Annotated in this window: 21 protein-coding genes and 1 riboswitch; of the genes, 7 read left to right on the top strand and 14 right to left on the bottom strand. The window is 54.7% G+C overall.

Going from position 1 to position 20951, the window contains the following annotated elements:
- Positions 1-2: 2 nt before the first annotated feature.
- From ybeY to ribD, 9 genes are all read right to left on the bottom strand, one after another.
- Positions 3-458 carry an rRNA maturation RNase YbeY gene (ybeY, locus tag KO216_RS03460; RefSeq protein ID WP_215522926.1) on the bottom strand — a complete coding sequence of 152 codons (456 nt, stop codon included), beginning with the start codon at positions 456-458 and terminating at the stop codon, positions 3-5.
- Entirely contained in the window at positions 455-1417 is a 963-nt protein-coding gene (locus KO216_RS03455) for a PhoH family protein (protein ID WP_215522925.1), read from the bottom strand. The genes ybeY and KO216_RS03455 overlap by 4 nt, the downstream gene beginning before the upstream one ends.
- The gene (locus KO216_RS03450) at positions 1418-2200 is read right to left on the bottom strand and encodes a 16S rRNA (uracil(1498)-N(3))-methyltransferase (RefSeq protein WP_215522924.1); all 783 of its coding nucleotides are present in this window, start codon (positions 2198-2200) and stop codon (positions 1418-1420) included. It abuts the gene before it with no gap.
- Positions 2200-3306, bottom strand: a complete 1107-nt coding sequence (gene dnaJ / locus KO216_RS03445) for a molecular chaperone DnaJ (protein WP_215522923.1) — start codon at positions 3304-3306, stop codon at positions 2200-2202. Before dnaJ ends, KO216_RS03450 begins: the two co-directional genes overlap by 1 nt.
- A 25-nt stretch (positions 3307-3331) precedes the next feature.
- Entirely contained in the window at positions 3332-4357 is a 1026-nt protein-coding gene (gene hrcA / locus KO216_RS03440) for a heat-inducible transcriptional repressor HrcA (RefSeq protein WP_215522922.1), read from the bottom strand.
- 149 nt (positions 4358-4506) lie between these two features.
- Positions 4507-4980: a 6,7-dimethyl-8-ribityllumazine synthase gene (gene ribH, locus KO216_RS03435; RefSeq protein ID WP_215522921.1), complete on the bottom strand. Its 474-nt coding sequence runs from the start codon at positions 4978-4980 to the stop codon at positions 4507-4509.
- Positions 4981-5028: 48 nt separating this feature from the next.
- Positions 5029-6273 carry a GTP cyclohydrolase II gene (ribA, locus tag KO216_RS03430; RefSeq protein WP_215522920.1) on the bottom strand — a complete coding sequence of 415 codons (1245 nt, stop codon included), beginning with the start codon at positions 6271-6273 and terminating at the stop codon, positions 5029-5031.
- Positions 6266-6865 carry a riboflavin synthase gene (locus KO216_RS03425; RefSeq protein ID WP_215522919.1) on the bottom strand — a complete coding sequence of 200 codons (600 nt, stop codon included), beginning with the start codon at positions 6863-6865 and terminating at the stop codon, positions 6266-6268. The genes ribA and KO216_RS03425 overlap by 8 nt, the downstream gene beginning before the upstream one ends.
- Entirely contained in the window at positions 6850-7914 is a 1065-nt protein-coding gene (ribD, locus tag KO216_RS03420; protein ID WP_215522918.1) for a bifunctional diaminohydroxyphosphoribosylaminopyrimidine deaminase/5-amino-6-(5-phosphoribosylamino)uracil reductase RibD, read from the bottom strand. Before ribD ends, KO216_RS03425 begins: the two co-directional genes overlap by 16 nt.
- A 75-nt stretch (positions 7915-7989) precedes the next feature.
- A riboswitch (FMN riboswitch) is annotated at positions 7990-8111 on the bottom strand.
- A 94-nt stretch (positions 8112-8205) separates the two neighbouring features.
- Between ribD and KO216_RS03415 the strand changes: the two genes are divergently transcribed.
- Both KO216_RS03415 and KO216_RS03410 read left to right on the top strand, forming a co-directional pair.
- The gene (locus tag KO216_RS03415; protein ID WP_215522917.1) at positions 8206-9009 is read left to right on the top strand and encodes a glutathione S-transferase family protein; all 804 of its coding nucleotides are present in this window, start codon (positions 8206-8208) and stop codon (positions 9007-9009) included.
- Between the two features lie 22 nt (positions 9010-9031).
- Positions 9032-9919, top strand: a complete 888-nt coding sequence (locus tag KO216_RS03410; RefSeq protein ID WP_215522916.1) for a DUF3097 family protein — start codon at positions 9032-9034, stop codon at positions 9917-9919.
- 26 nt (positions 9920-9945) lie between these two features.
- On the opposite strand, the gene KO216_RS03405 is transcribed toward KO216_RS03410, so the two are convergent.
- The 5 genes from KO216_RS03405 to KO216_RS03385 all read right to left on the bottom strand — a co-directional run bounded on the left by KO216_RS03405 (position 9946) and on the right by KO216_RS03385 (position 17653).
- A complete protein-coding gene (locus KO216_RS03405; RefSeq protein ID WP_215522915.1) occupies positions 9946-11916 on the bottom strand; it encodes a variant leucine-rich repeat-containing protein in 1971 nt (656 codons plus the stop codon).
- A 99-nt stretch (positions 11917-12015) separates the two neighbouring features.
- Positions 12016-13320, bottom strand: a complete 1305-nt coding sequence (gene hemW, locus KO216_RS03400; RefSeq protein ID WP_251451791.1) for a radical SAM family heme chaperone HemW — start codon at positions 13318-13320, stop codon at positions 12016-12018.
- Entirely contained in the window at positions 13317-14183 is an 867-nt protein-coding gene (gene trmB, locus KO216_RS03395; RefSeq protein ID WP_309547337.1) for a tRNA (guanosine(46)-N7)-methyltransferase TrmB, read from the bottom strand. Before trmB ends, hemW begins: the two co-directional genes overlap by 4 nt.
- Positions 14184-14186: 3 nt before the next feature.
- On the bottom strand, positions 14187-16034 hold the full coding sequence (gene lepA, locus KO216_RS03390) for a translation elongation factor 4 (protein WP_251451788.1): 1848 nt from the start codon (positions 16032-16034) through the stop codon (positions 14187-14189).
- Positions 16035-16102: 68 nt separating this feature from the next.
- On the bottom strand, positions 16103-17653 hold the full coding sequence (locus tag KO216_RS03385) for an LLM class flavin-dependent oxidoreductase (protein WP_251451785.1): 1551 nt from the start codon (positions 17651-17653) through the stop codon (positions 16103-16105).
- Between the two features lie 171 nt (positions 17654-17824).
- Here KO216_RS03385 and KO216_RS03380 point away from each other — a divergent pair, with 171 nt between their 5' ends.
- The 5 genes from KO216_RS03380 to KO216_RS03360 all read left to right on the top strand — a co-directional run bounded on the left by KO216_RS03380 (position 17825) and on the right by KO216_RS03360 (position 20933).
- A complete protein-coding gene (locus KO216_RS03380; RefSeq protein ID WP_215522914.1) occupies positions 17825-18256 on the top strand; it encodes an RNA-binding S4 domain-containing protein in 432 nt (143 codons plus the stop codon).
- Positions 18257-18549: 293 nt separating this feature from the next.
- Positions 18550-18816 carry a 30S ribosomal protein S20 gene (rpsT, locus tag KO216_RS03375; protein ID WP_215522913.1) on the top strand — a complete coding sequence of 89 codons (267 nt, stop codon included), beginning with the start codon at positions 18550-18552 and terminating at the stop codon, positions 18814-18816.
- Positions 18817-19002: 186 nt separating this feature from the next.
- On the top strand, positions 19003-19842 hold the full coding sequence (locus KO216_RS03370; RefSeq protein WP_251451783.1) for an SGNH/GDSL hydrolase family protein: 840 nt from the start codon (positions 19003-19005) through the stop codon (positions 19840-19842).
- A 51-nt stretch (positions 19843-19893) separates the two neighbouring features.
- Entirely contained in the window at positions 19894-20415 is a 522-nt protein-coding gene (gene msrA, locus KO216_RS03365; protein ID WP_215522912.1) for a peptide-methionine (S)-S-oxide reductase MsrA, read from the top strand.
- The gene (locus KO216_RS03360; RefSeq protein ID WP_251451780.1) at positions 20406-20933 is read left to right on the top strand and encodes an O-acetyl-ADP-ribose deacetylase; all 528 of its coding nucleotides are present in this window, start codon (positions 20406-20408) and stop codon (positions 20931-20933) included. Before msrA ends, KO216_RS03360 begins: the two co-directional genes overlap by 10 nt.
- Positions 20934-20951: the final 18 nt, after the last annotated feature.

The following is a 20951-nucleotide window of genomic DNA, read 5'->3' as shown; positions in this document are numbered from 1 at the left end:
GGTCAGCCCCGCTCGGCCAAGAAAGTCAGCAGGAGTTTGCGCTGCAAAGCGAACATTTCTTTTTCTTCGTCTTTTTCAGCGTGATCATATCCCAGTAGATGCAAGATTCCATGCACCGCGAGCAGTAACATTTCTTCGGTAGTGGAATGACCGGCACTGGCAGCTTGGGTCTGCGCCACCTGGGGACAAATCACTACATCGCCTAAGACTCCCGCCTCCGTCGGGGCATCCGCAGCCCCGGGACGGAGCTCGTCTATGGGAAAACTCATCACATCAGTGGGGCCTTCCAGATCTAACCAACGCTTATGGAGGGCGGCGATGGCATCCGGTTCTACAAAAATCACCGACATTTCCGCCGCAGATGATACGTGCATCGCCCGCAACACATAGTCGGCAATTTCTTGGAATTCTACCCCGTCGATTGGGTATTCAGTCTCGTTGAGAACCTCTACGCTCATCGGTATTCCTCCCCCTGGTCACCTCGAGTTTTCGCGGATTGTTCGTAGGCGTCAATAATCATTCCCACCAGCTTATCGCGCACCACGTCCTCGCTGGTCAAATAGCAAAATTCTATATCTTTAACTCCGGTGAGGACGTTGCGAGCGTCTTTTAGTCCCGAAAGTTTTCCTCGTGGTAAATCGATTTGGGTAATATCACCGGTCACCACCATGGTGGAGCCTTCTCCCAGGCGGGTGAGGAACATTTTCATCTGCTGAGTAGTAGTGTTTTGGGCTTCATCCAGCACGATAAACGCATGCGAAATGGTGCGGCCGCGCATATAGGCGAGCGGAGCTACCTCGATAGTTCCCGATTCTAAAAGCTGGGCAAGTTCTGCAGGTTCCAGCATTTCTCTGAGGGCATCATAAAGAGGACGTAGATAGGGATCGATTTTTTCGGTTAGAGAGCCCGGCAAGAAACCTAGGGATTCGCCGGCCTCTACTGCCGGGCGCGTCAACACTATTCGGGACACTGCCCCAGATTCCAAGGCTTCCACTGCTTTGGCCATCGCCAGATAGGTTTTCCCAGTACCGGCCGGCCCCACCCCGAAAACGATACGATTATTGGTAATCGCCTCTAAATAACTTTGCTGACCAGGAGTTTTTGCCCGAATCTGCCGACGTTTGGTACGTAGCACCGGGAGGGTTTCCTGGGTAGACATTAGGGTTAAGGCTTGCTGGACTGCCGACGCGGATAAGGGATTACCGTGGCGGGCGGCCGCAATCAACTCGCTCAGCAGATCCGCCCCCATGCGTGCCTCGCCAGGATTACCTTGAAAAGTCACTATCCCGCCGCGAGAGTTAATCCGCACCCCTGGCAGGTTGTCTTGCATCGCCCGTAACACCTGGTCGCCGGGACCAAAAACCAGTACCGGATCTAAGTCTTCAGGCAATAGCACCTGGGTTTGTTCATCGCTCATTTAAAGAGATTCCTTCCGACCCCACAGGCCACTGCAAAGCCCTAGTGCCGCCAAAGCTGCTGGTCCAGCACTAGAAGAACGTAAAACTGTCGGCCCTAGCCTGGCTGCTATGGCGCCCGCAGCGCTAAAGTCTGCAGTTTCCTGCGGGCTCACCCCGCCCTCTGGCCCGACTATCACATGTATCATTTTAGCCTGGCTTACCTGCTCCCAGGCTTCAGAGAGAGGCAGGGAGGAATCCGGATCTAGCAGCAGAAACTTTTCTTCAATGCTCCCGGCCGCAATTATTTCCCGCAACTGCCGGGAATCAGCTAGGGGATCCAGCAATGGCCAGTTAGCGCGCCGTGATTGCTTGGCCGCCGCTTGCAGCAGCGATAGCCACTTCTTGCTTCCCCGCTGCAGCTTTTGTCCTTTCCACTGCACAATGGAACGCTGCGCCGCCCAGGGACGCACCCGGCTTACCCCTAACTCGACTGCCGACTCTACCGCCTGTTCGTCGCGCCCACCTTTAGAAAGCGCCTGAATCAGCCCAAACTGGGTATCAGGTAAGGATAGGTGCATTACCTGAAGCACTTCGAACTCTAAATAGTTTTTGTCGGTCGCCAATATCTGGCAGCGCAGGCGCAATCCCTTACCGTCGACCAGGTCCAGGGGATCCCCTATTCCCAGTCGCAGCGAACCTACTGCGTGGGCGGCTTCTGCTCCTTTGAGGGATCCGCGTCCTCCTTCCTGCAAGCAAGAAAGCGGCGGGCAGGATTCGTCACCTAGAAATACCGGAAGAAACATTAGTGACCTGCAAATCGTTCCCGCAGGCGAGAGAAGACCCCACCGTCCTCGAGGGGTTCGGGTTCTACCCGGTCTTCTTTTCGCAGATCTGCTAACTGCTCGATTAGTTCACGCTGGGCATTATCAAGGTTGGTAGGTACCTGCACCATGATGTTTACGATTAGGTCGCCGCGACCTTCGCGCTGCAGACGTCCTACGCCTAGACCTGGCAGGCGAATCTGTTGCCCTGGCTGGGTACCTGCCGCAATGGTTATCTCTTGGGAGCCATCGAAGGTTTCCAGGTCGACTTGGGTTCCTAAAATGGCGGCCGTCATCGGCACCCGCAAAGTGGTCTCCAGGTTATCTCCGTGCCGGGAAAATACCCGATGGGCGCTGACTTTGATCTCTAAATACAAATCTCCATTGGGACCGCCGCCAGGCCCTACAGCCCCTTTACCGCGCAGTTGCACTTTATGACCGGTTTGTACCCCGGAAGGAATCTCTATCTGCATGGTGGCGGTGGTGCGCACCCTTCCTTCACCGGAACATTCGGGGCAAGGATCCGGGATAGTAGTACCGTGACCGGCGCAAGCACTGCAGGGAACCGTGGATTGCATTTGCCCCAGGAAGGTGCGGGTGGAGCGGGTTACTGAGCCGCGTCCGTTACAAACCTGGCAGGTGCGCGGGGAAGTTCCGGGAGCGCAACAGCTACCCTCACAGGTAGGACAGACTACCGCGGTACGCACCTGAACTTCTTTCTTTGCCCCAAAAACTGCTTCTTCTAAAGAGATCTCTAGGCGTTGACGCAGGTCTTCGCCTCTCCGCCCTCTGGGAGTAGGTCCGCCGCCGGGCTCGGCTCCGAAGAAGGATTCGAAAATATCGGAGAACATTGAAAAGTCCCCCATACCGGAGCTGGCAAACCCGGAATCGCCTCCCATATCGTAGCGACGCCGCTTGTCGGGATCAGAGAGGACTTCGTGTGCCATAGAGACTTCTTTGAAAGCCTCCTCTGATTCTGGCCCGGCTACGTCGGGATGCAATTTGCGGGCTTTACGGCGGTATGCTCGACGGATTTCCGCCTCGGTGGCATCCCGGGAAACCCCTAGAATCTCGTAATAATCAGCCAACGGTATTTTTTCCTCTTTCCTTTACCTACCTGGTCATCATGCGTGATAAATATCGGGAAACCGCGCGCACTATGCTCATAGCGCGCGGATAGTCCATCCTTTGCGGGCCTACTATCCCCACGTGGGCGACCCCGCTTTCCTTGTCTCCATAGGCACCGGTCACGATGGAAGTTTCTGAGAGGGAATGCTCCCCCGATTCCGACCCAATCGTCACCGTAACTGGCGAATCTTGTTGATCAATCTCGGAAAACAGGCGCAGCAGAGTTACCTGTTCTTCCAAGGCATCCAAAATGGAGCCGATGGAACGAGAAAACTCGGGGCTAGAACGCACCAGATTTCCCGCTCCCACCATCACGATTCTTTCGGTTTGTTCCCCGGTTAGGGCTTCGCGAATAATCGGCATGATTTGGGCGATTAGTTCCAGTTGTTCGGGGCGGGCTCCTGCAATTAAAACTGGCTCTAGCTGGGCTATTTGAGTTTCTTCCATCCCCTCCAAAGCGGAGTTTAACAGCATAGCCAGGGAGCGAGCGCTCGCAGCATCGACCTCGTAGCGAGTATCAATCGTAGTTTGCTGCACCCGCGCGCTATTGGTAATCACGATTACTAACAGTTTGTATTCGGCAACCGGAATCAGTTCGATATGACGCAGACCGCTGCGTTCAAAATGCGGATACTGCACAATCGCCAATTGTTGAGTGAGCTGGGCTAATACCCGAACAGTCCGTTCGACTACCTCATCAAAATCGGCAGATCCCAGCACAAAAGCTTCGATAGCGCGACGCTGGGAACTGGTGATGGGACGCAGCTCAGAAATCCGGTCTACAAAGGCACGGTAGCCTTTTTCAGTAGGCACTCGCCCCGCGGAAGTGTGCGGCTGATAAAGATAGCCCTTTTCTTCCAACACTGACATATCGTTGCGCACAGTAGCCGGTGAAACCCGCAAATCATGCCGATCAACCAACGCTTTAGAGCCCACAGGTTCACCGGTTTCCACATAATCGGTGACGATAGCTCGCAAAACGTCATCGCGACGGATACTTGCCTGGCTCATTTCTCCTCACTGTTCTCGGACTGTGGCAGCGCGAATCACCATCTGAAAATTTTAAGCACTCGACCGCCTCGACTGCTAACTCTACCCTGATTGGTAGCTAGTTATTAACCCGGAACCTGTGATTCGCGCAAAGCAAAAGGTACTCGCACCTAGTTTTTAGCCTCCGTTAAGACCTGCACCATCGCTAGCGCTGCCTGCATCGCCTCGTAGCCTTTATCTTCATGGGAAGATTCCAGTCCTGCCCGATCCAGGGCTTGCTCCACGTTATCGCAGGTGAGCAGCCCAAACCCTAGGGGAATCTGGGATTCCACCGATACTTTGGTAAGGCCGTAGGTGGCGGCGTCACATACGTAATCAAAATGAGGAGTACCTCCGCGGATAACCACCCCCAGGCACACCAGCGCGTCGGCCTTACCGCCCTCGGCGTAGGCTTTCGCCGCTAAGGGAAGTTCGAAGGAACCCGGAACCCGTACGACTTCAAAGTCAGCTTTCGCATCCTGGCAGGCGCGTTTTGCCCCCGCTACCAGACCATCCATTACCTGTTCATGCCAGCGGGTAGCAATGATTACCACCTTTTTCCCCGCAGCGGAAGTATGTAGGTCGGGAACTCCGGCTCCAGCCATTTCTTTCTCCTTAACGCGTGTCGATTATTTATAACTAGGACGTGACCGCTATTTTTCAGCCACGAATTTATCCAGATTGTGGAAGGTATGCCCCAGCCGCTGTTTCGTGCGCAAATACTCGATATTGTGCGGGTCGATACCCACTTCCAAAGGCACGGTTTCCTCTACCTGGATCCCGTCTCGGGTCAAAAGCGCCTTTTGCGGATTATTGGTCAGCAAACGAATATTAGTCATCTTTAGATCCTGCAAAATCGCGGCCGCCGCCCCGTATTCACGCAGGTCTACCGGCCATCCCAGGTCAAGATTTGCCTGAGCGGTATCGCGTCCTTGGTCTTGAAGAGCATAGGCTTTGATTTTTTCGCTAAGCCCAATCCCGCGTCCTTCTTGCCCTCGCAGGTAAATAATCGCGCCGCCTTCACCAGCTATTTTCTTCATAGCTTGGTGCAGTTGGGGACCGCAATCACAGCGTAGGGAGCCAAAAGACTCTCCGGTGAGGCATTCGGAATGCACTCGCACCAGTGCACTCGCCTCCGGGGTCTTTTCCGAAATCAAAGCGATATGAACTGCCCCCAGTTCCGCATCCCGATAGGCGCGCACCGTAAAATCCCCAAACTTGGTGGGTAACTTGGCGGTTGCTATCTGGGTAACCCGAGGAATCTCTGCTGTATCTGCCTGCGGTTTCACCTGGGTGAGATATTCTTTTAGTTCGGCAACCGTGATTAGTTCCAAATCGAATTTTTCGACAATCGCCGGGCAGTCATGATAGCGAATCATGGAGCCGTCATCGTGCACCATTTCCCCGATCGCCGCTACCGGCTCCAGGCCTGCCAGATTCATTAGATCCACTGCCGATTCGGTATGTCCTGCCCGGGTAAACACCCCACCGCTGCGGGCTCGCAGCGGCAAAATATGTCCCGGTCGCACCAAATCTTCACTGCGAGAAAGGGGATTTGCAAGAGCCCGCAAAGTGGTTCGGCGATCCGCAGCTGAGATTCCGGTAGTCACCCCGTGGGCCGCGTCGCAGGAAACCGTATAACAGGTGCGCAACTGGTCTTGATTGGCGGGCCACTGGATGGGCAGTCCTAGCAGTTCCGCGCGTTTGGCAGGCATGGGGGCGCAGATATAGCCAGAGGTGTAGCGCACCATCCACCCCATCCACTCGGGAGTCACCTTTTGGGCGCTAACGATCGCATCGACCTCGTTTTCTCGGTCTTTGGAATCGGCAACCAGGACGGGCTTTCCGGCTCGCAGCGCGGCGCTCACCCGTTCAAATAACTGCACCAAGTCACTCATTGGTTTTATTACCCTCCAGTAAACGTTCCACATATTTAGCTATTTGGTCAGTCTCTAAGTTGACTTTCGAGCCAACCTGCAGCGTCCCTAAAGTAGTGTTATCGCGGGTGACGGGAATCAGCGCCACCCTAAAGTAATCGGCACCCACCGCGGTTACCGTCAAAGACACTCCGTCAATCGCGATCGAGCCCTTGCGAGCAATCTGGGGAAGCAGCGATGCCGGAGTCGAAATCTGCAGCTCCAGCCAGCGCTCGCTGTCCTCTAGGGAAGTAACTGTGCCAGTACCATCGATATGCCCAGCGACTAGGTGTCCCCCTAGGCGATCTGTAGGTAGGAGGGCGCGCTCCAGGTTCAGCGGGTCGCCAAGGCGCTTTTGTCCCAAGGTGGTGAGCTTTACGGTTTCCGGCATCGCATAGGCAAAAAAGGTATCGCCCTCTACCCGGGTCACTGTCAAACAGATCCCGGAGGTCGCCACAGATTCTCCCAGGCTAAGTTTACCAGCGAAACTGCAAGACACCCCGATCTCGAGATCTTTTTCCTGCATTTTTAGGACCTTAATGCGCCCTACCTCTTGAATTAGCCCGGTAAACACGACGCACCTTCTTTTTCTAATCCCAAGAAAACATCTCCGCCTAGCTCTTTTACTTGTTGCAAACTGAAATCCAGCGAGTTGGTCAAAGTGGTAATCCCCAGATCGCCAATCCCTTTATGCCCGGCTCCCAACAGACGCGGAGCGAGATAAACATGCAGTTCATCAACCAAGCCCGCCTTTAGCGCAGCAGTTATTAAAGTCGGTCCGCCCTCCAGCAGCGCAAAAATCTCTCCCCGCTGGTAGCAGCTTTCTAGTACCGCCTTGAGGTCATGGGTGCGCGCCTGCTCGGCTTTGCCCGCCAGGTAAAAATCTGCAGGAATCTCGCGGTTGCCAATGATGAGGGGGCGCGGCTGTTGCGGGAATTTCCGTCCATCGGCTAGACGGGCTGTCAGCTGGGGATTATCGGCAAGCACTGTACCGGTACCGGCAATAATCACATCTACCCGGGAGCGAATGCGGTGCGCATAGGCACGCGACAGTCGATTGGTAATCCACTGGCTAGACCCGTCCTGGGCGGCGCAATACCCATCGAGGGTCTGTGCCACTTTTGCGATCGTCCAGGCCCGGCCGCACCTGACTGCCTGAACCCAATGAGCGCTAACTGCCCGGGCGCTGGCTAGGACGCTTTCGTCAACCCCTAGTTCATCGGCGCGCCGGGCGTTAATCCCCTGTTGTTTTAGGTATTCCCCTCCGCCAGCAGCTTTCGGGTTAGGATCATCGACTGCCCAAATAACATTTTTGATCCCGGCTTCGATGAGGGCGCGGGTACAGGGAGGAGTTTTACCGCTATGGTTGCAAGGCTCCAGGGTTACTACTGCGGTAAGCGGGGCGGAGCCGGTGTCTTCTTTCAAGTTAGTGAGGGCATCTGCTTCGGCGTGGGCACTTCCTGCTCCCCGGTGATACCCCATCGCTAGAATCCGTCCTGCCGGAGAAAGGATAGCGCAGCCTACCTGGGGATTCCCTCCGGTTCGCGGGCCTTGTAGAGCGGCTTTACTGGCGGCCGCCAGCGCATGAGTGAGCGCTGACTTTGGGGGCATCGAGTGTGCCAATAAAAAAACCTCCTCGCGAACACAGGTGTTCCGAGGAGAGCTGGGCGCGCGAACGCGCCACGCGGGCATGACTGCCCGTGCTGCCTCTCATCCGGACTGTAACCGTCGGTACCGGAATTTCACCGGTTCAGCCACCCAAAGCGGGCGGGTCGCGGACTTTACCGCCGGTTCGGATTTTCACCGACCCCGGAGCACTCGTTCATTATGCCACATTTTCACTACCTTCGCTTAGCCAGCGAGGGCGCTCCGCATTTGCGATAATGAGGGTTGAACCCGGAACAGGAGTTGTCCATGATCCCGAATTATCGTTTTGGTAGCGATGAGTTACCGGTACAGGCCGGCCGCTACCTGCTAGTAGTTTCTCCCCTTTGCCCTTATTGCCGCCGGGTGACGATTGCGCGCCGACTTTTAGGTTTAGAGGCCGCGATTGGGGTTCGTTATGCTACTGGCTCTGGCCCGGATGGTTTCGAGTTTATTCGAGAGGGCTATTCCTATGACCCGGTGCTGATGGTGCGTTCCGCGCGTGAACTTTATCGCCGCCAGCCCACTTTTGAGCCCGATGATCCCCAAACTGTGCCGGTGATTTTGGATTCGCAGCGGGATAACCAGATTGTGGCTACCGAGTCTGCCGATATGCTGCTAGATTTTTGCACCGCCTGGAAACCTTTCTGCCATTTTGAAGCCCCTGACCTGTATCCGGCGGCGGAACGGGAAAAACTAGATGACCTTGATGCCTGGCTTAATAAGCAGCTGGTCGCGCCTTCCTGGTTGGTTTCTCATGGGGAAGCGGATGCACAAACGCGTGAAGAATTTTCGCGGACTCTGCGGCGCCTGGACGAGATGCTGCGGGAAAATCCGTTCCTTACTGGCGAGCAGCCCGTCGAAAGCGATATCCGCGCCTTTGTGGTTTTCCAGGTGACATCTTCTGTGAATCCCCAGATTTTGAGTGATTTCGCGGCCATTAGCGAGTATCTTTCTCGCTTGAGCAAATTGCCGGCTTGGGTGAGTCCCGAAGAGGCGGCAGCCTTGGATCCTAATTATTCCGGCAGCGGCGAATCTGCAGACTCTGCCGGGGCGGTAGCCTGTAGTGCCTAGGCTCTTCCCTTATAGTTAGGGCGTGTTTGATCGCTACGGAAAAGACGTCCTCGCTAATGATGATTGGCGGAAACTTCCTGCTTCTCGCCCGGTTGCCGCTACCCGCGGCCTGGTAGTTGAGGACGTGATGACCGGTTTTGTAGGAGCGGTGCTGCGCTGCTATAAAGCTGGCGGCATGTACCTGGTGGAGCTGGAGGATCGCCGCGGCAAAGTGCGAGCTTTCCCCCTGGGAGCCGGTTTTTGGATTGACGGGCAGCCGGTAGAGCTGCGAGTTCCTTCGCCTGCTAGCAGGAATGACCAGGCGCCTACGTTGGCGAGCGGTCGCGCCGCTACTAACTCCGGTTCTCGCCGCACGCCGCAAGATGGTAAACGGCGGGCGCGAGTGGCACGGGCTTCTCGGATTTGGGTAGAAGGACGCCACGACGCGGAGCTAGTAGAACACGTTTGGGGCGATGATTTACGAGAGCTGGGGGTAGTGGTAGAGATTCTTGAGGGGGTAGACCATCTGGAAGAACGGCTGGCAGAGTTTGCTCCCACCCCGCGCGAAAGGATCGGAGCCCTGGTGGATCACCTGGTGACCGGCTCTAAAGAATCTCGCATTGCCCAGCGTTGTATCGCTACTTTTGGGGAGGACGCAGTCGCGATTGCAGGGCATCCCTTCGTAGACGTGTGGCAGGCAGTAAAACCGCAGCGAGTGGGGCTAGCGTCTTGGCCGCAAGTGCCCCGAGGCACCGATATTAAAGTGGGAAGCCTGCAGGCGCTAGGCTTGCCGGCTAAAACCCAGGCCGATATTGCTCAGGGTTGGAAACATATATTGCGGAAAGTACGCGACTGGCGCGACCTGGAACCCGGTCTTTTAGGGCCGGTGGAATCACTAATTGATTTCGTTACCGCCGCCGGCACCCGCTAACTGTCCTAGTCGCCGTAGTCGTAGCCCTAATCGTAGTTGTATTCTTCGCGATCCGTCTCTGCATCTACTTTTTTACCCAAACCACGGTATCCCAGAATGAGTTTTTTATAGGGCCTCTGGAAAGGATCTTCCTCTATTTGCCTCTCGTAATCTCTATCGTATTCGTCCTTATTTTCCTGGAAATACTCATTCCCCAAATCATAATCTAGGTTATTAAAAAAGTTGGCAAGACTACCGGAAAATGATAGTTTTAGTCCCTGCTTTGTTGATTTAGCTACCAGTTGCAACTTGCCATTTTTAACATAATCCCCAAAATCTAATGTTTGCTTGCCATCTTGATCGGAATAGGTTCCCTCTCCCGATGTAATCTCCCACCCCATGTCATCTACATCAATAGTTAAATTATCTAAATCAAAAGCGAAGCCATAGGAACTCTTTTTATCTTCGGATAAACTAATTTTAAGATCCATCCCCGGGCTCATATCTCCTTTAGCCTCCGGGGAAGCATAAACCATCACTATGCGACGTTCCGGCATATCAAGGAAACGCATGCAGTCTTCAGAAGTTAGCTCATCAAGGTTACTTACCCGGGTAATAGCTCCCGAAAGCTCTTTCGCAAACTGCCCACTATCGCTAGGTGTCTCCCCCGGATCGACCCAGTTGACATCATAGTGTGGGTTCTCGTAGCGACTATCATCAGGACTGTAATTCTTGCTATCAAAAAAAGTCATGGGAACCGAGTAATACCACTTACCATCTTCCTTAACTGCCATCACTCTATAGGGATATCTCGATTTTAGCTCGATACCATCTTTTTCCATGTCCTTAAACTTGTCTAAAATCCCATTTAAATTCTTTTCTTTTTCCGGAGCACTTTGATTATCAAAAAATAGTTTATCTAAGCTAGCTTTTAACTTATCTCTATCTTTTATTTTTACATCAATTCTTCCCGAATAATTAAGCCGGGAAATATCATCACTCAGATTGTCGACCTTGCTACTTAAACCGGAAGTATCTAGTTCCAGATTCTGCATCACGCTGGTCAGGTCGGAAACCTTATCCATCAAACTTCCACTTTCTCCCTGTGACTTTGAATCAGCAGTAGAAATATATTTCTGTAGATCTTCGTCAAGCTGTAAAGCGTCCTCAACGATGACATCCTCGCTAGGCGCGCTCATCTGGGCAATCCCTATCAAATCAGATTCATCAAGCGAAGCTTTCAAGGCATCAGCCAGCTCTTCTGGGGAATCGTAACCCACGTGCTTAAACCCCGCGAAAGCAAAATAAGCGCCTATCCCTCCCCCAATAATCGCCAGCACCGCTATTACAGCAATCAACGGAATTAACCACCGGCGCTTACGGCGGGGTCGCGGATACTGTCCCGGAAGCGGCTGATATCCCGGGGAACCAGCCGGGGGAAAGCTCTGCGGATAGGAAGCGGGGGGCGGGTAAGCAGCGGCAGGCATCCTCTGCGGATACGCCGAGGGTTGCGGCAGAACCTGGGTAGACGGTACCGATGAGGGGTTCCCCGGCGCTGCGGGCACTGCAGCTGGGGAAAATGGTGCTTTAGCCTGCGGTGGGGTTTCTTTTTCCGGAGGCATTGACTTGGTTACTGGTGGCACCGAACCCGCAAGCGAAGTCGCATCAAATTTATCTTCATCTTTCTGTTCTTCTGAAGCTGTCCCCGAGGAACCAGCACTTTTTAGCGGACTATTGTTCGCAGCAGCCGGAGCCACAGGATTTTGCACCCGGATCCGCAGGTTCGTTTGCACCCGCGGATCCGGGTGTCCCTTAATCCACTGTTCTAAATCTGGCGGCAATGCCGGATTCAAAGCTAAATCTGCATGCAGATGCGGGAACTGCGTCAAGAACCGTAAATAATCGGGAGGTGTTTGGTGGTTCCGGGCGCATTCCGGTGAAGGAACCAGTTGAACTGGATAACTCGCGGGAGCTTGCTCAGCTGGTTTTCCTGTGGGGGAACTAGCGGCCTTATTCATGGGAAGATCCTTAAAGTTAAAAATGATTCATCGCTTTCAGCTTAACCGGGTTAGCTTCCGGATTTCATCTTTTAACTTTCAGATTCAGTCGCTATCTAGTTACCAGCCCAGCAGTTCACGGGTAACATAATCTGCCATCAAGCGACCCTGCAAAGTCAATACCGCCTGACCGTTCTTTGCTGCCTCTGCCTGCAAATATCCCTTTTCCACCAGGCGGGATAGCCGGGTTCCTTCCGCTGGCGTCAAATGCTTTACCCCCGAAGCGGTGCGCAGCCCCAACATAATCCGCTCCAGTTCCCGGCTGGCAGCAGCTACCACTTCCCCGTCTTGAACTGGAAGCTCTCCCGCGGCTACGCGGCTAGCGTAGGCGCGGGGATGTTTGCAGTTCCACCAACGCACCTGACCAAGATGAGAATGTGCGCCCGGCCCGATCCCCCACCAATTCCAGTCCCGCCAATAAGCCAGGTTATGCCGGGATACATTCGCCAGAAAAGTTGCGTCCGGGATTTCCCGGCTAGGAAGTTTTTCGCTGTCTAGCCGCCGCGCCCAGTTTGAGATTTCGTACCATTCAAAACCTGCCTGGCTGAGTAGTGCGTCTGCCACCTGATATTTTTCCGCCTGGCTATCGGGATTAATCGGAGGTAGTTTCCCCCTCTCCACCAGGGCGTGCATTTTGGTGCCGGGCTCAATCACCAAAGAATAGGCGCTAATATGATCCACTTCCAAGGCTAAGGCGGCGCGCAAGGATACTTCCCAATCGGCCAGGGATTCTCCCGGAGTGCCATAAATCAGATCTAAAGAAACTGCGAGTCCGGCTCGGCGCAGCGCCGCCACTGCTTGCGGGACATTTTCTGGGCGGTGAGTACGCTCCAAAGTCGCCAGAACCTGCGGCAGTGCCGATTGCATCCCCAAGGACACTCGGGTAAATCCGCTGGCCGCTAAATCCTGCGCTACCTGGTCAGTTATAGTGTCCGGGTTAGCTTCGGTGGATATTTCTGCCCCCGGAGCTATTCCCCAGGCGTCCGCGACTTCCTCCAGGATTGCCCGCAGCGCTCCCACGCTCAACATGGTGGGAGTACCGCCGCCAAAATAAACCGAGGACGCCGGGGGCGGAACTAACTCATTTTCATCTAAAAACCCCGCGGCCAGCGCCAGCTCTTTACGCGCGGAATCGTGGTAACTTTCCCGGTCTGCGCCAGCTCCAAAACCGTTCACATAGGTGTTGAAGTCACAGTACCCGCAGCGTACCCGGCAAAAGGGTACATGAATATAGACCGCGAAGCCTAGTGCCGGCTGAACCAAATCAGAGCGCGCCGCGCCCTCCCTCGCTATCGGGGAAGACTGCGAGCTTTCGCCGGCACTAGCAGCCGAAAACAGTTCCTGTAACTTGGCGGTTCCGCTCACGAAAGCCGCTGCGCCACCAGGTCAAATACTTCGCGTCCCGCATCTAGGGCGCGCCGCTCAAACTTGGTCATTACTCGACCTTCCCAACGAGGTGCGAAGCCGCCGCGACCCGGATCCGGATCTTCCTCATGGGGATTAACGCCCGCATAGGGATTCTCGAAATAGGGGGAGCTTTCGATTACGTCCCGCATCTGGAACGCATAGTCCGACCAGTCGGTGGCCAGCCGCCAGATTCCGCCGGGACGCAGCACCCGCGCCACAGTTTCCGCAAACGGAGCCTGCACTAGGCGGCGTTTATGGTGCTTAGTTTTCCGCCAGGGATCCGGGAAGAAAGTCCAAACCTCATCGAGGGAGCCTTCCGGAAACAGAATCGGCAACGCTTGCGCCGCATCCGCCTCGATAATCCGCAGGTTACCGACCCCCGCCTTAACCGCCTTCGATACGGTTTGGGCTACTCCCGGGCGGTAAACCTCGAACCCGATATAGTCACGATCGGGGTGGGAAACTGCCGCAGACACAATCTGATCCCCATTGCCAGTTCCGATTTCTAGGCGCACCACCGAGTTGCGGTCAAAAATTCGCTTAAACGATAGCGGTTTGGCGTCCTCAGCCACCGCCGTATAGCCCGCCCCAGTCGGTACCTCTAGGACATATTCACTGGCATGCGCATCCCAAGTATGTTGTAGGGAATCGCTAAGCTGCCGCGCCCGCGACACAAACGACTTTGACCGAGCCATATAGCGCCCTTCCGGAGAGGACAGGTCAAAATCAGCGGCACTGTCACCATTGTCGCCAGCTACCAGTTCCTCCCCCGAATCCAAATCTGCGATCGCATCTTCGCGATCAGATATTTCCTCACTCATGATTTACCCCTTTCCCGTGGGAGTATCTTGGGTTATGGCCTCGATGAAAGCCGAGTTCGGGATTTCCACCGCGCCCACCGCTTTCATCCGTTTCTTTCCGGCCTTCTGTTTTTCTAGAAGCTTGCGTTTACGGGAGATATCTCCGCCGTAGCATTTCGCGAGCATATCTTTGCGCAGTGCCCGGATGGTTTGCCGGGCAATAATCCGCGAACCTACCGCTGCCTGCACCGGAATCTCAAACTGCTGACGAGGAATCAACTCTTTTAGCCGCCGCGTCATCTTATCCCCGTAGGAATAGGCCGCGTCCCGATGCACGATCGCACTGAAGGCATCAACGACATCACCATTTAGTAAAACATCGACTTTCACCAGGTCAGCGGATTGGGTACCGGCCTCGTGATAGTCCAAAGAGGCAAAGCCCCGCGTTTTTGATTTCAACTGGTCAAAGAAGTCAAACACGATTTCCGCTAGCGGCAATCGGTAATGCATCTCTACCCGATCAGAGGACAGATACTCCATTTTCCCCAGGGTGCCCCGCCGTCCCTGGCACAGCTCCATTACCCGCCCCACATAATCATTCGGGGTTAAAACGGTAGCTTCTACCACTGGTTCTTGCACGTCCAGGACTTTTCCGTCCGGGTATTCGGAAGGGTTAGTGACTTCCAGTTCCGTGCCGTCCTCCTGGGTGACTTGATAAATCACCGAGGGCGCGGTGGCGATAATCGACAGTCCCGCTTCCCGCTCCAGGCGCTCTTTAACAATCTCTAGGTGCAGTAGCCCTAAAAATCCGCAACGGAAACCAAACCCCAAGGCCACGGAGGTTTCGGGTTCAAAAGTAATCGCGGCATCGTTTAGCTGCAAACGGTCTAGCGCCTCGCGTAAATCCGGAAAATCATCCCCATCTACCGGATAAATCCCAGAATAAACCATAGGTTTAGGTTCTTGATAGCCGGGAAGAATCTCGCTAGCCGGGTCTTTAGCGCTGGTTACCGTATCACCGACTTTAGACAGCCGCACATCTTTGGCGCCGGTAATCAGGTAGCCGACCTCTCCCGGCCCCAGACCCTCCGCCGGGGTGGGCTCCGGGGAAATCACCCCGATCTCCAAAAGTTCATGTTCGGATCCAGTGGCCATCATCTTGACCCGCTGCCCCTTTTTGAGATTGCCATCCATCATTCGCACATAGGTAACAACCCCGCGATAGGTGTCATAGATGGAATCGAAAATCAGGGCGCGCGCCTGGCTGCTATCAGATTTCGGTGCGGGAACCTCGGCCACAATCCGGTCAAGTAGCTCTGGCACACCCTCCCCGGTCTTCGCAGAAACTCGCAGGCAGTCCTCAGGAGAGCCCCCGAGCAGGCCCGCGATTTCCTCGGCGCAACGCTCTGGTTGCGCCGCTGGAAGGTCAATCTTGTTAAGCACCGGAATAATCACCAGGTCATGTTCCATCGCCATATACAGGTTGGCGAGGGTTTGCGCCTCAATCCCCTGGGAAGCATCAATCAGCAGAATCGCGCCCTCGCAAGCAGCTAGGGAGCGGGATACCTCATAGGAAAAATCCACGTGACCGGGGGTGTCAATCATATTCAGGACATAATGGGTATCACCCACCTGCCAAGGCATCCGCACTGCCTGGGATTTAATGGTGATTCCCCGTTCGCGCTCAATATCCATACGATCCAGATACTGTTCGCGCATCTCCCGTTCGGAAACTACCCCGGTATCCCCCAACATCCGGTCAGCAAGAGTAGATTTCCCGTGATCGATATGGGCAATGATGCAAAAGTTACGAATCCGCTGGGGATCCGTATTAGCGGGGGCGATTCCTAAATCCCGATCGCTATTAGCCAATCCTATTTTCTTCCTATTAAATCTGGGTGCCTTGTCGGCGCCATCCTATTGCCTAGGGACACCGAACGCTAACTGCGAGCACTCGGTTTGCGCCGAGTACGGGTGCGAGCGGTGCTCTTACCTGAGGCAGTCGTCTTGTCGGTGTCTGCCCCGGCCTTGGCGGCAGTTTTTGCTGCCGGCTTTGCCTTAGTAGTGGTTTTTGCTGCCGGTTTCCGGGTAGCGGGTTTCTTGCGGGCAGTAGTTTTCTTGGCGGGAGCTTTCTTTACGGGAGCTTTTTCCGCATCCTCACCACTAGCTGCAGTTTTAGCTGCAGAAGTGGCCGTACCCTTGAGCACAGGCTTCTTGCGCTCGCTGCGATGCACCGGCCCGTAGACGGCAGGACGATTGCGAGAAGCAGCTCGCGGCTCCGATTTTTCTTCCGGCTTTTCCTCTTTAACCTCTACCACTTCGGGTTCCGGGGTTTGGGAGGCTGGTTCTGCGGCCTCTTCTTCGCCGTTTTCTGGCAAAATCGGCAGTCCCCATTCTTTAGCCACCAACTCTAGAGAGTGAATGCGCACCTGGGGATCATAGGCGTGAGTAACGGTGATAATCTCGTCCACCATGTACTTACGGGATACCCAATCCATCTTTTCGACTACTTGCTCCGGGGTACCGACCGCGTGAATAGAAGGCAGCGCCCGCACCCGATTAGCTAGTTTTTCACCCAAAGTAGCATCCAGATCATCGGTAGGCGGAGTGAGAGTACCGGGACGACCTGAAAGCACATTGCCCTGCACCTGTTGGGTAGTGCTGAACTGGTACTTGGCTTCCGCCTCGTCCTCGTTGCACATCACGTTCATTCCCATCATCACTACCGGATGATCCACCATGGCGGTGGGGGCTTGGGCGTTGAACTCACGCCGATAAATCTCGATCGCCTCATCGACGTTGTAGGGGGCGAAATGCCCGCCGAACACATAGGGCATCCCCAGGTCAGCAGCTACTTTAGCCCCGGCCGAAGATGAGGAAAGCATCCACATGGGAATGGCGGTACCTTCACCGGGAATCGCGCGTACCCGAGTATAGGGGCGATCCACACCGATAACTTCAATCCCGAGTATCGAGGCTTCTGCCCCGGAAACTACCCCGGAGTGAACCACCGATTTTTGATCCGAAAGATAGGTGGCGAGCTCCTCTAGGTCTTCCTCGAAATAGGCAGGCTCACTGGAACCCCGGTGTAGCGCTCTGGCCGTAGCCGGATCGGTGCCGGGAGCGCGCCCTAGTCCCAGATCCACGCGCCCGTCATAGATGGTGTAAAGCGTTCCGTAGGTTTCTGCCACTGTCAGCGGCGCCCAGTTGGGCAGCATTACCCCGCCGGCACCTACCCGCAGGCGAGTAGTGTTTTCCAAGGCGCGGGTGATGATAACCGACGAAGCCGAACACATAAAGACTTGGGAACCATGGTGTTCTGCCACCCATAGTCGGGTGTAACCCAAACGGTCAGCGTTCTTCGCCAGGTTTAGGGAAGTATCCAGCGCCTCTTTGCGGGTCATCCCGGTAGACAGCGGAGCAAGCTCCAAAATGTTCAAAGGAACCCGCCCATTGGGCAACTTGGCAGCGGGAATTGGATTCGGTACCAATTTATTCCTTTCCTCAACACCCCTATGGGGCAATAATCCTCTCCTCTAAGGTTACGCCATTTGCGCCCACGGCGGGGAGTAGAAGCGCTAACCTCTAGAATGAAAAATAGAAAACTACCGTAAAAACCGGGAGATTTAGGACTTAGTGACTTGAGGAGCGGCGGAAACCAGATGGGAACCGAAGAACGCGGCGAGGGCGAAGTCGCCGGAACTGCTAATGCTGGCTCTGTGCGTGCCGATATTTGGGTGTGGTCAGTACGCAAATATAAAACCCGTTCCGCAGCGGCCAAGGCTTGTAAAGCCGGACACGTGAAAATCAATGGAAAAAGCGCCAAGGCATCTTCTCCGGTACGGCTAGGTGACCAGGTAGTGGTGCGTATCGGGGGCTTTGACCATATTTTGCAGGTCAAACAACTGCTGGAACGCAGGGTGAGCTATCCTTTGGCACGTTTAGCCTATGAGGATTTAACTCCGCAGCGGCTTCCGAAACTTTCCCTGCCGGCTTTGCCTCGCCGCGATGCCGGCAGTGGGCGGCCGACCAAGAAAGAACGGCGCCAGTTGGATCGGCTGCGCGGACGCAACCCTAATCAGGGACGGCGTTAAGAAGCGTTGGAGGGATAGTTTAGTCAGGTTTAGCGGTCAAGAACCGTTAGCGAGGACGCCGCAATCCTCACTAAAGGCGCAAAAACTAGCTTTGGAGACGGCTGGGGAAGTGAACTTGATTACCACCGCCGATTTTTTTAGCGCTAGCGGCTGCGTGCCTGTTAGACTGATTTGCGGACTTTAGCCCCGGTCGGCTTTAGTCTTGCCGGTTTCTTGCCAGCGTGCCCCACACGCCAGTCCGAATCCGGCTCAGCCCTCTGGACCGAATATTAGTACTCATAGAGAGTGAAAAATTGGCAAATATTAAGTCTCAGAAGAAGCGTAATCGTACTAACGAAAAGCGCCGTTTGCGTAACCGCTCGGTAAAGTCCGAGCTGAAGACGCTGGTACGTCGTACCCGCGAAGCGGTGGCAGCTGGCGATGTCCAGTTGGCAGAATCTGAATTGCGCGTGACCAGCCAGAAAATGGATCGCGCCGCGCAAAAGAAGATTATCCACCGTAACCAGGCGGCTAACCGCAAGTCGAAACTGGCGAAGCTGGTTAACTCCATGGAGAAGTAACCGCTTTTCTAGCGTTTAACTTCCTGGCAGCGACACTTTAAGGTGCGTTGCCGGAAAAAATATCTCACTGCCCCAGGTAGTGGGATATTTTTTATTCCCCGCCCTGATGGTTTCGGGTGGCTAATGCCCATTTTCGAGTTCTACGTAACCATTGCAGATAGTTTTCTTGGCGCTTAGGCTGGAAGCGTGAAGACAACTGATAAGGACAATAAAGCAGCATCCCCGGTGATTCCTCCTTGGGATAGTTTTGTAGCGATTGGGGATTCTTTCACCGAGGGAATGACTGACCCCCTGGAAGATGACAGCGACGACCCCCTCTACGTAGGGTGGGCTGACCGCTTGGCTATGGAACTCTCTCAACGCCGAATTTCCGCCGGCCGGGAGCCTCTGAAATATGCTAACTTGGCGGTGCGGGGAAAACTTATTGGCCAGGTAAACCAGGAACAATTAGACGTCGCCATCGCGATGAAACCGGCGCTGTTATCTATTGTTGCCGGTGGTAACGATATGATTCGTCCCGGTTCTTCGGCAGATAAAGTGACGGAGCTGTTAGAAGAAATGGTGGTCAAGGCTCGTTCGCAGGGGATCGAAGTAATACTTTGCGCCCAATACGATCCGCATCACTCCCCGATATTGGGGCTTACTAGGTCTACGGTGGCTGTCTTCAACTCTAATCTTTGGTCGCTTGCGCGTCGCCACGGATGCTATGTGATAGATCAATGGGGGCTCCGCTCGCTTCGCGATACTGCCCTGTGGGCGCCCGATCGCTTACATCTAACCGGAGAAGGACACCGGATAATGATGAACGCCGCCCTAGAAGCATTAGGGCAGTCGGTTGCTGATCCGGACTACCAAACCCCGGCTGCTGCGGGCAAAGACCGTTTTGCTGCCTCGGAAAATATTGCTTGGGCAAAGGATCATCTCTGGCCTTGGGTAAAACGCCATTCTCGAGGACGCTCCTCCGGAGACGGGCGCAGCCCCAAATACCCGCAGCTAATTCCGGTTACCGACGACTTTTTGGAATAAATACCTGACTACTACCGGAAGTAGCGACTTCTCTCCCCCTATACTGAAACTATGGCAACTACCGAGACTGCTTATTTCGCGATGGGGTGTTTTTGGGGAGCAGAGCGCCTGTTTGCGCGCATCCCCGGGGTTATCCAAACCGCGGTCGGCTATATGGGAGGAAGTACCGAGAATCCCAGCTACCAGCAGGTTTGTACTGACACTACCGGTCATGCGGAAACGGTACGCGTAGATTTTGACCCTGCGCAAGTCGGTTACCTCCAGTTGCTCGAGATATTTTTCTCCCACCACAACCCCACCACCCGTAACCGTCAGGGCGGCGATGTTGGTTCCCAATACCGCTCCCAGATTTTCCCAACTACTGCGGCTCAAGAACATGCAGCTCAGGCAGTGCGTTTAGAATTCAAACACCGAATCTTAGACCTCTACGGCGCCGAGCCAGTCACCCAAATCTCGACTGCCACTCAGCTTCCCGTCTTTTACCCGGCTGAGGAATATCATCAACGCTACCTAGAAAAGAATCCCTTTGGGTACTGCTCAATCAAAGATAATGGACTAATGAAATGCAACTAGGAAAACTGCAGGTAGAGGTAATTTTATCCGATATCACTACCTTAGAAGTAGACGTAATTGTAAACGCAGCTAATACTTCCCTCTTGGGAGGAGGAGGCGTAGACGGCGCTATTCACCGCGCAGCCGGCCCCGGTCTGCTGCAAGAATGCCGGACGCTGGGTGGGGCGCGCACCGGGGAAGCCAAGATTACTGGGGGCTACAACTTGCCCGCCAAATACGTGATTCACACTCCCGGCCCGGTTTGGCATGGAGGAGGTAGCCGAGAAGCCGATCAGCTAGCATCCTGTTGGCGCAACTGCTTACACCTGGCCGCGGAAAATCACTGCCGTTCTATCGCGTTCCCCTCGATTTCAACCGGGGTCTACCGCTTCCCCATAGATCAGGCCGCCGCGATTGCCCTCAAGGAAATCGAAGACTTCTCCGCCTCCCCCTCCACCCTAAAATCCGTCATTATCTGCTGTTTCAGCCCAGAAGACCAGCAAGTCTACCAACAGGCGTTAACAGCAATCGCCCAGTAGCAGCGAGGTTCTCGAAGG

The organism is Varibaculum prostatecancerukia, assembly GCF_943169825.2.
Classification (GTDB): domain Bacteria; phylum Actinomycetota; class Actinomycetes; order Actinomycetales; family Actinomycetaceae; genus Varibaculum; species Varibaculum prostatecancerukia.
Note: the sequence above shows the minus strand (reverse complement) of the source record. Positions and strands in the feature narration are given on the sequence as shown.

What these genes read in the sequence shown, in the direction of transcription:
- ybeY (WP_215522926.1), bottom strand. Translation starts at nt 458, where the DNA reads ATGAGCGTAGAGGTTCTCAACGAGACTGAATACCCAATCGACGGGGTA.
- KO216_RS03455 (WP_215522925.1), bottom strand. Translation starts at nt 1,417, where the DNA reads ATGAGCGATGAACAAACCCAGGTGCTATTGCCTGAAGACTTAGATCCG.
- KO216_RS03450 (WP_215522924.1), bottom strand. Translation starts at nt 2,200, where the DNA reads ATGTTTCTTCCGGTATTTCTAGGTGACGAATCCTGCCCGCCGCTTTCT.
- hrcA (WP_215522922.1), bottom strand. Translation starts at nt 4,357, where the DNA reads ATGAGCCAGGCAAGTATCCGTCGCGATGACGTTTTGCGAGCTATCGTC.
- ribH (WP_215522921.1), bottom strand. Translation starts at nt 4,980, where the DNA reads ATGGCTGGAGCCGGAGTTCCCGACCTACATACTTCCGCTGCGGGGAAA.
- ribA (WP_215522920.1), bottom strand. Translation starts at nt 6,273, where the DNA reads ATGAGTGACTTGGTGCAGTTATTTGAACGGGTGAGCGCCGCGCTGCGA.
- KO216_RS03415 (WP_215522917.1), top strand. Translation starts at nt 8,206, where the DNA reads ATGATCCCGAATTATCGTTTTGGTAGCGATGAGTTACCGGTACAGGCC.
- KO216_RS03405 (WP_215522915.1), bottom strand. Translation starts at nt 11,916, where the DNA reads ATGAATAAGGCCGCTAGTTCCCCCACAGGAAAACCAGCTGAGCAAGCT.
- trmB (WP_309547337.1), bottom strand. Translation starts at nt 14,183, where the DNA reads ATGAGTGAGGAAATATCTGATCGCGAAGATGCGATCGCAGATTTGGAT.
- KO216_RS03380 (WP_215522914.1), top strand. Translation starts at nt 17,825, where the DNA reads ATGGGAACCGAAGAACGCGGCGAGGGCGAAGTCGCCGGAACTGCTAAT.
- msrA (WP_215522912.1), top strand. Translation starts at nt 19,894, where the DNA reads ATGGCAACTACCGAGACTGCTTATTTCGCGATGGGGTGTTTTTGGGGA.
- KO216_RS03360 (WP_251451780.1), top strand. Translation starts at nt 20,406, where the DNA reads ATGCAACTAGGAAAACTGCAGGTAGAGGTAATTTTATCCGATATCACT.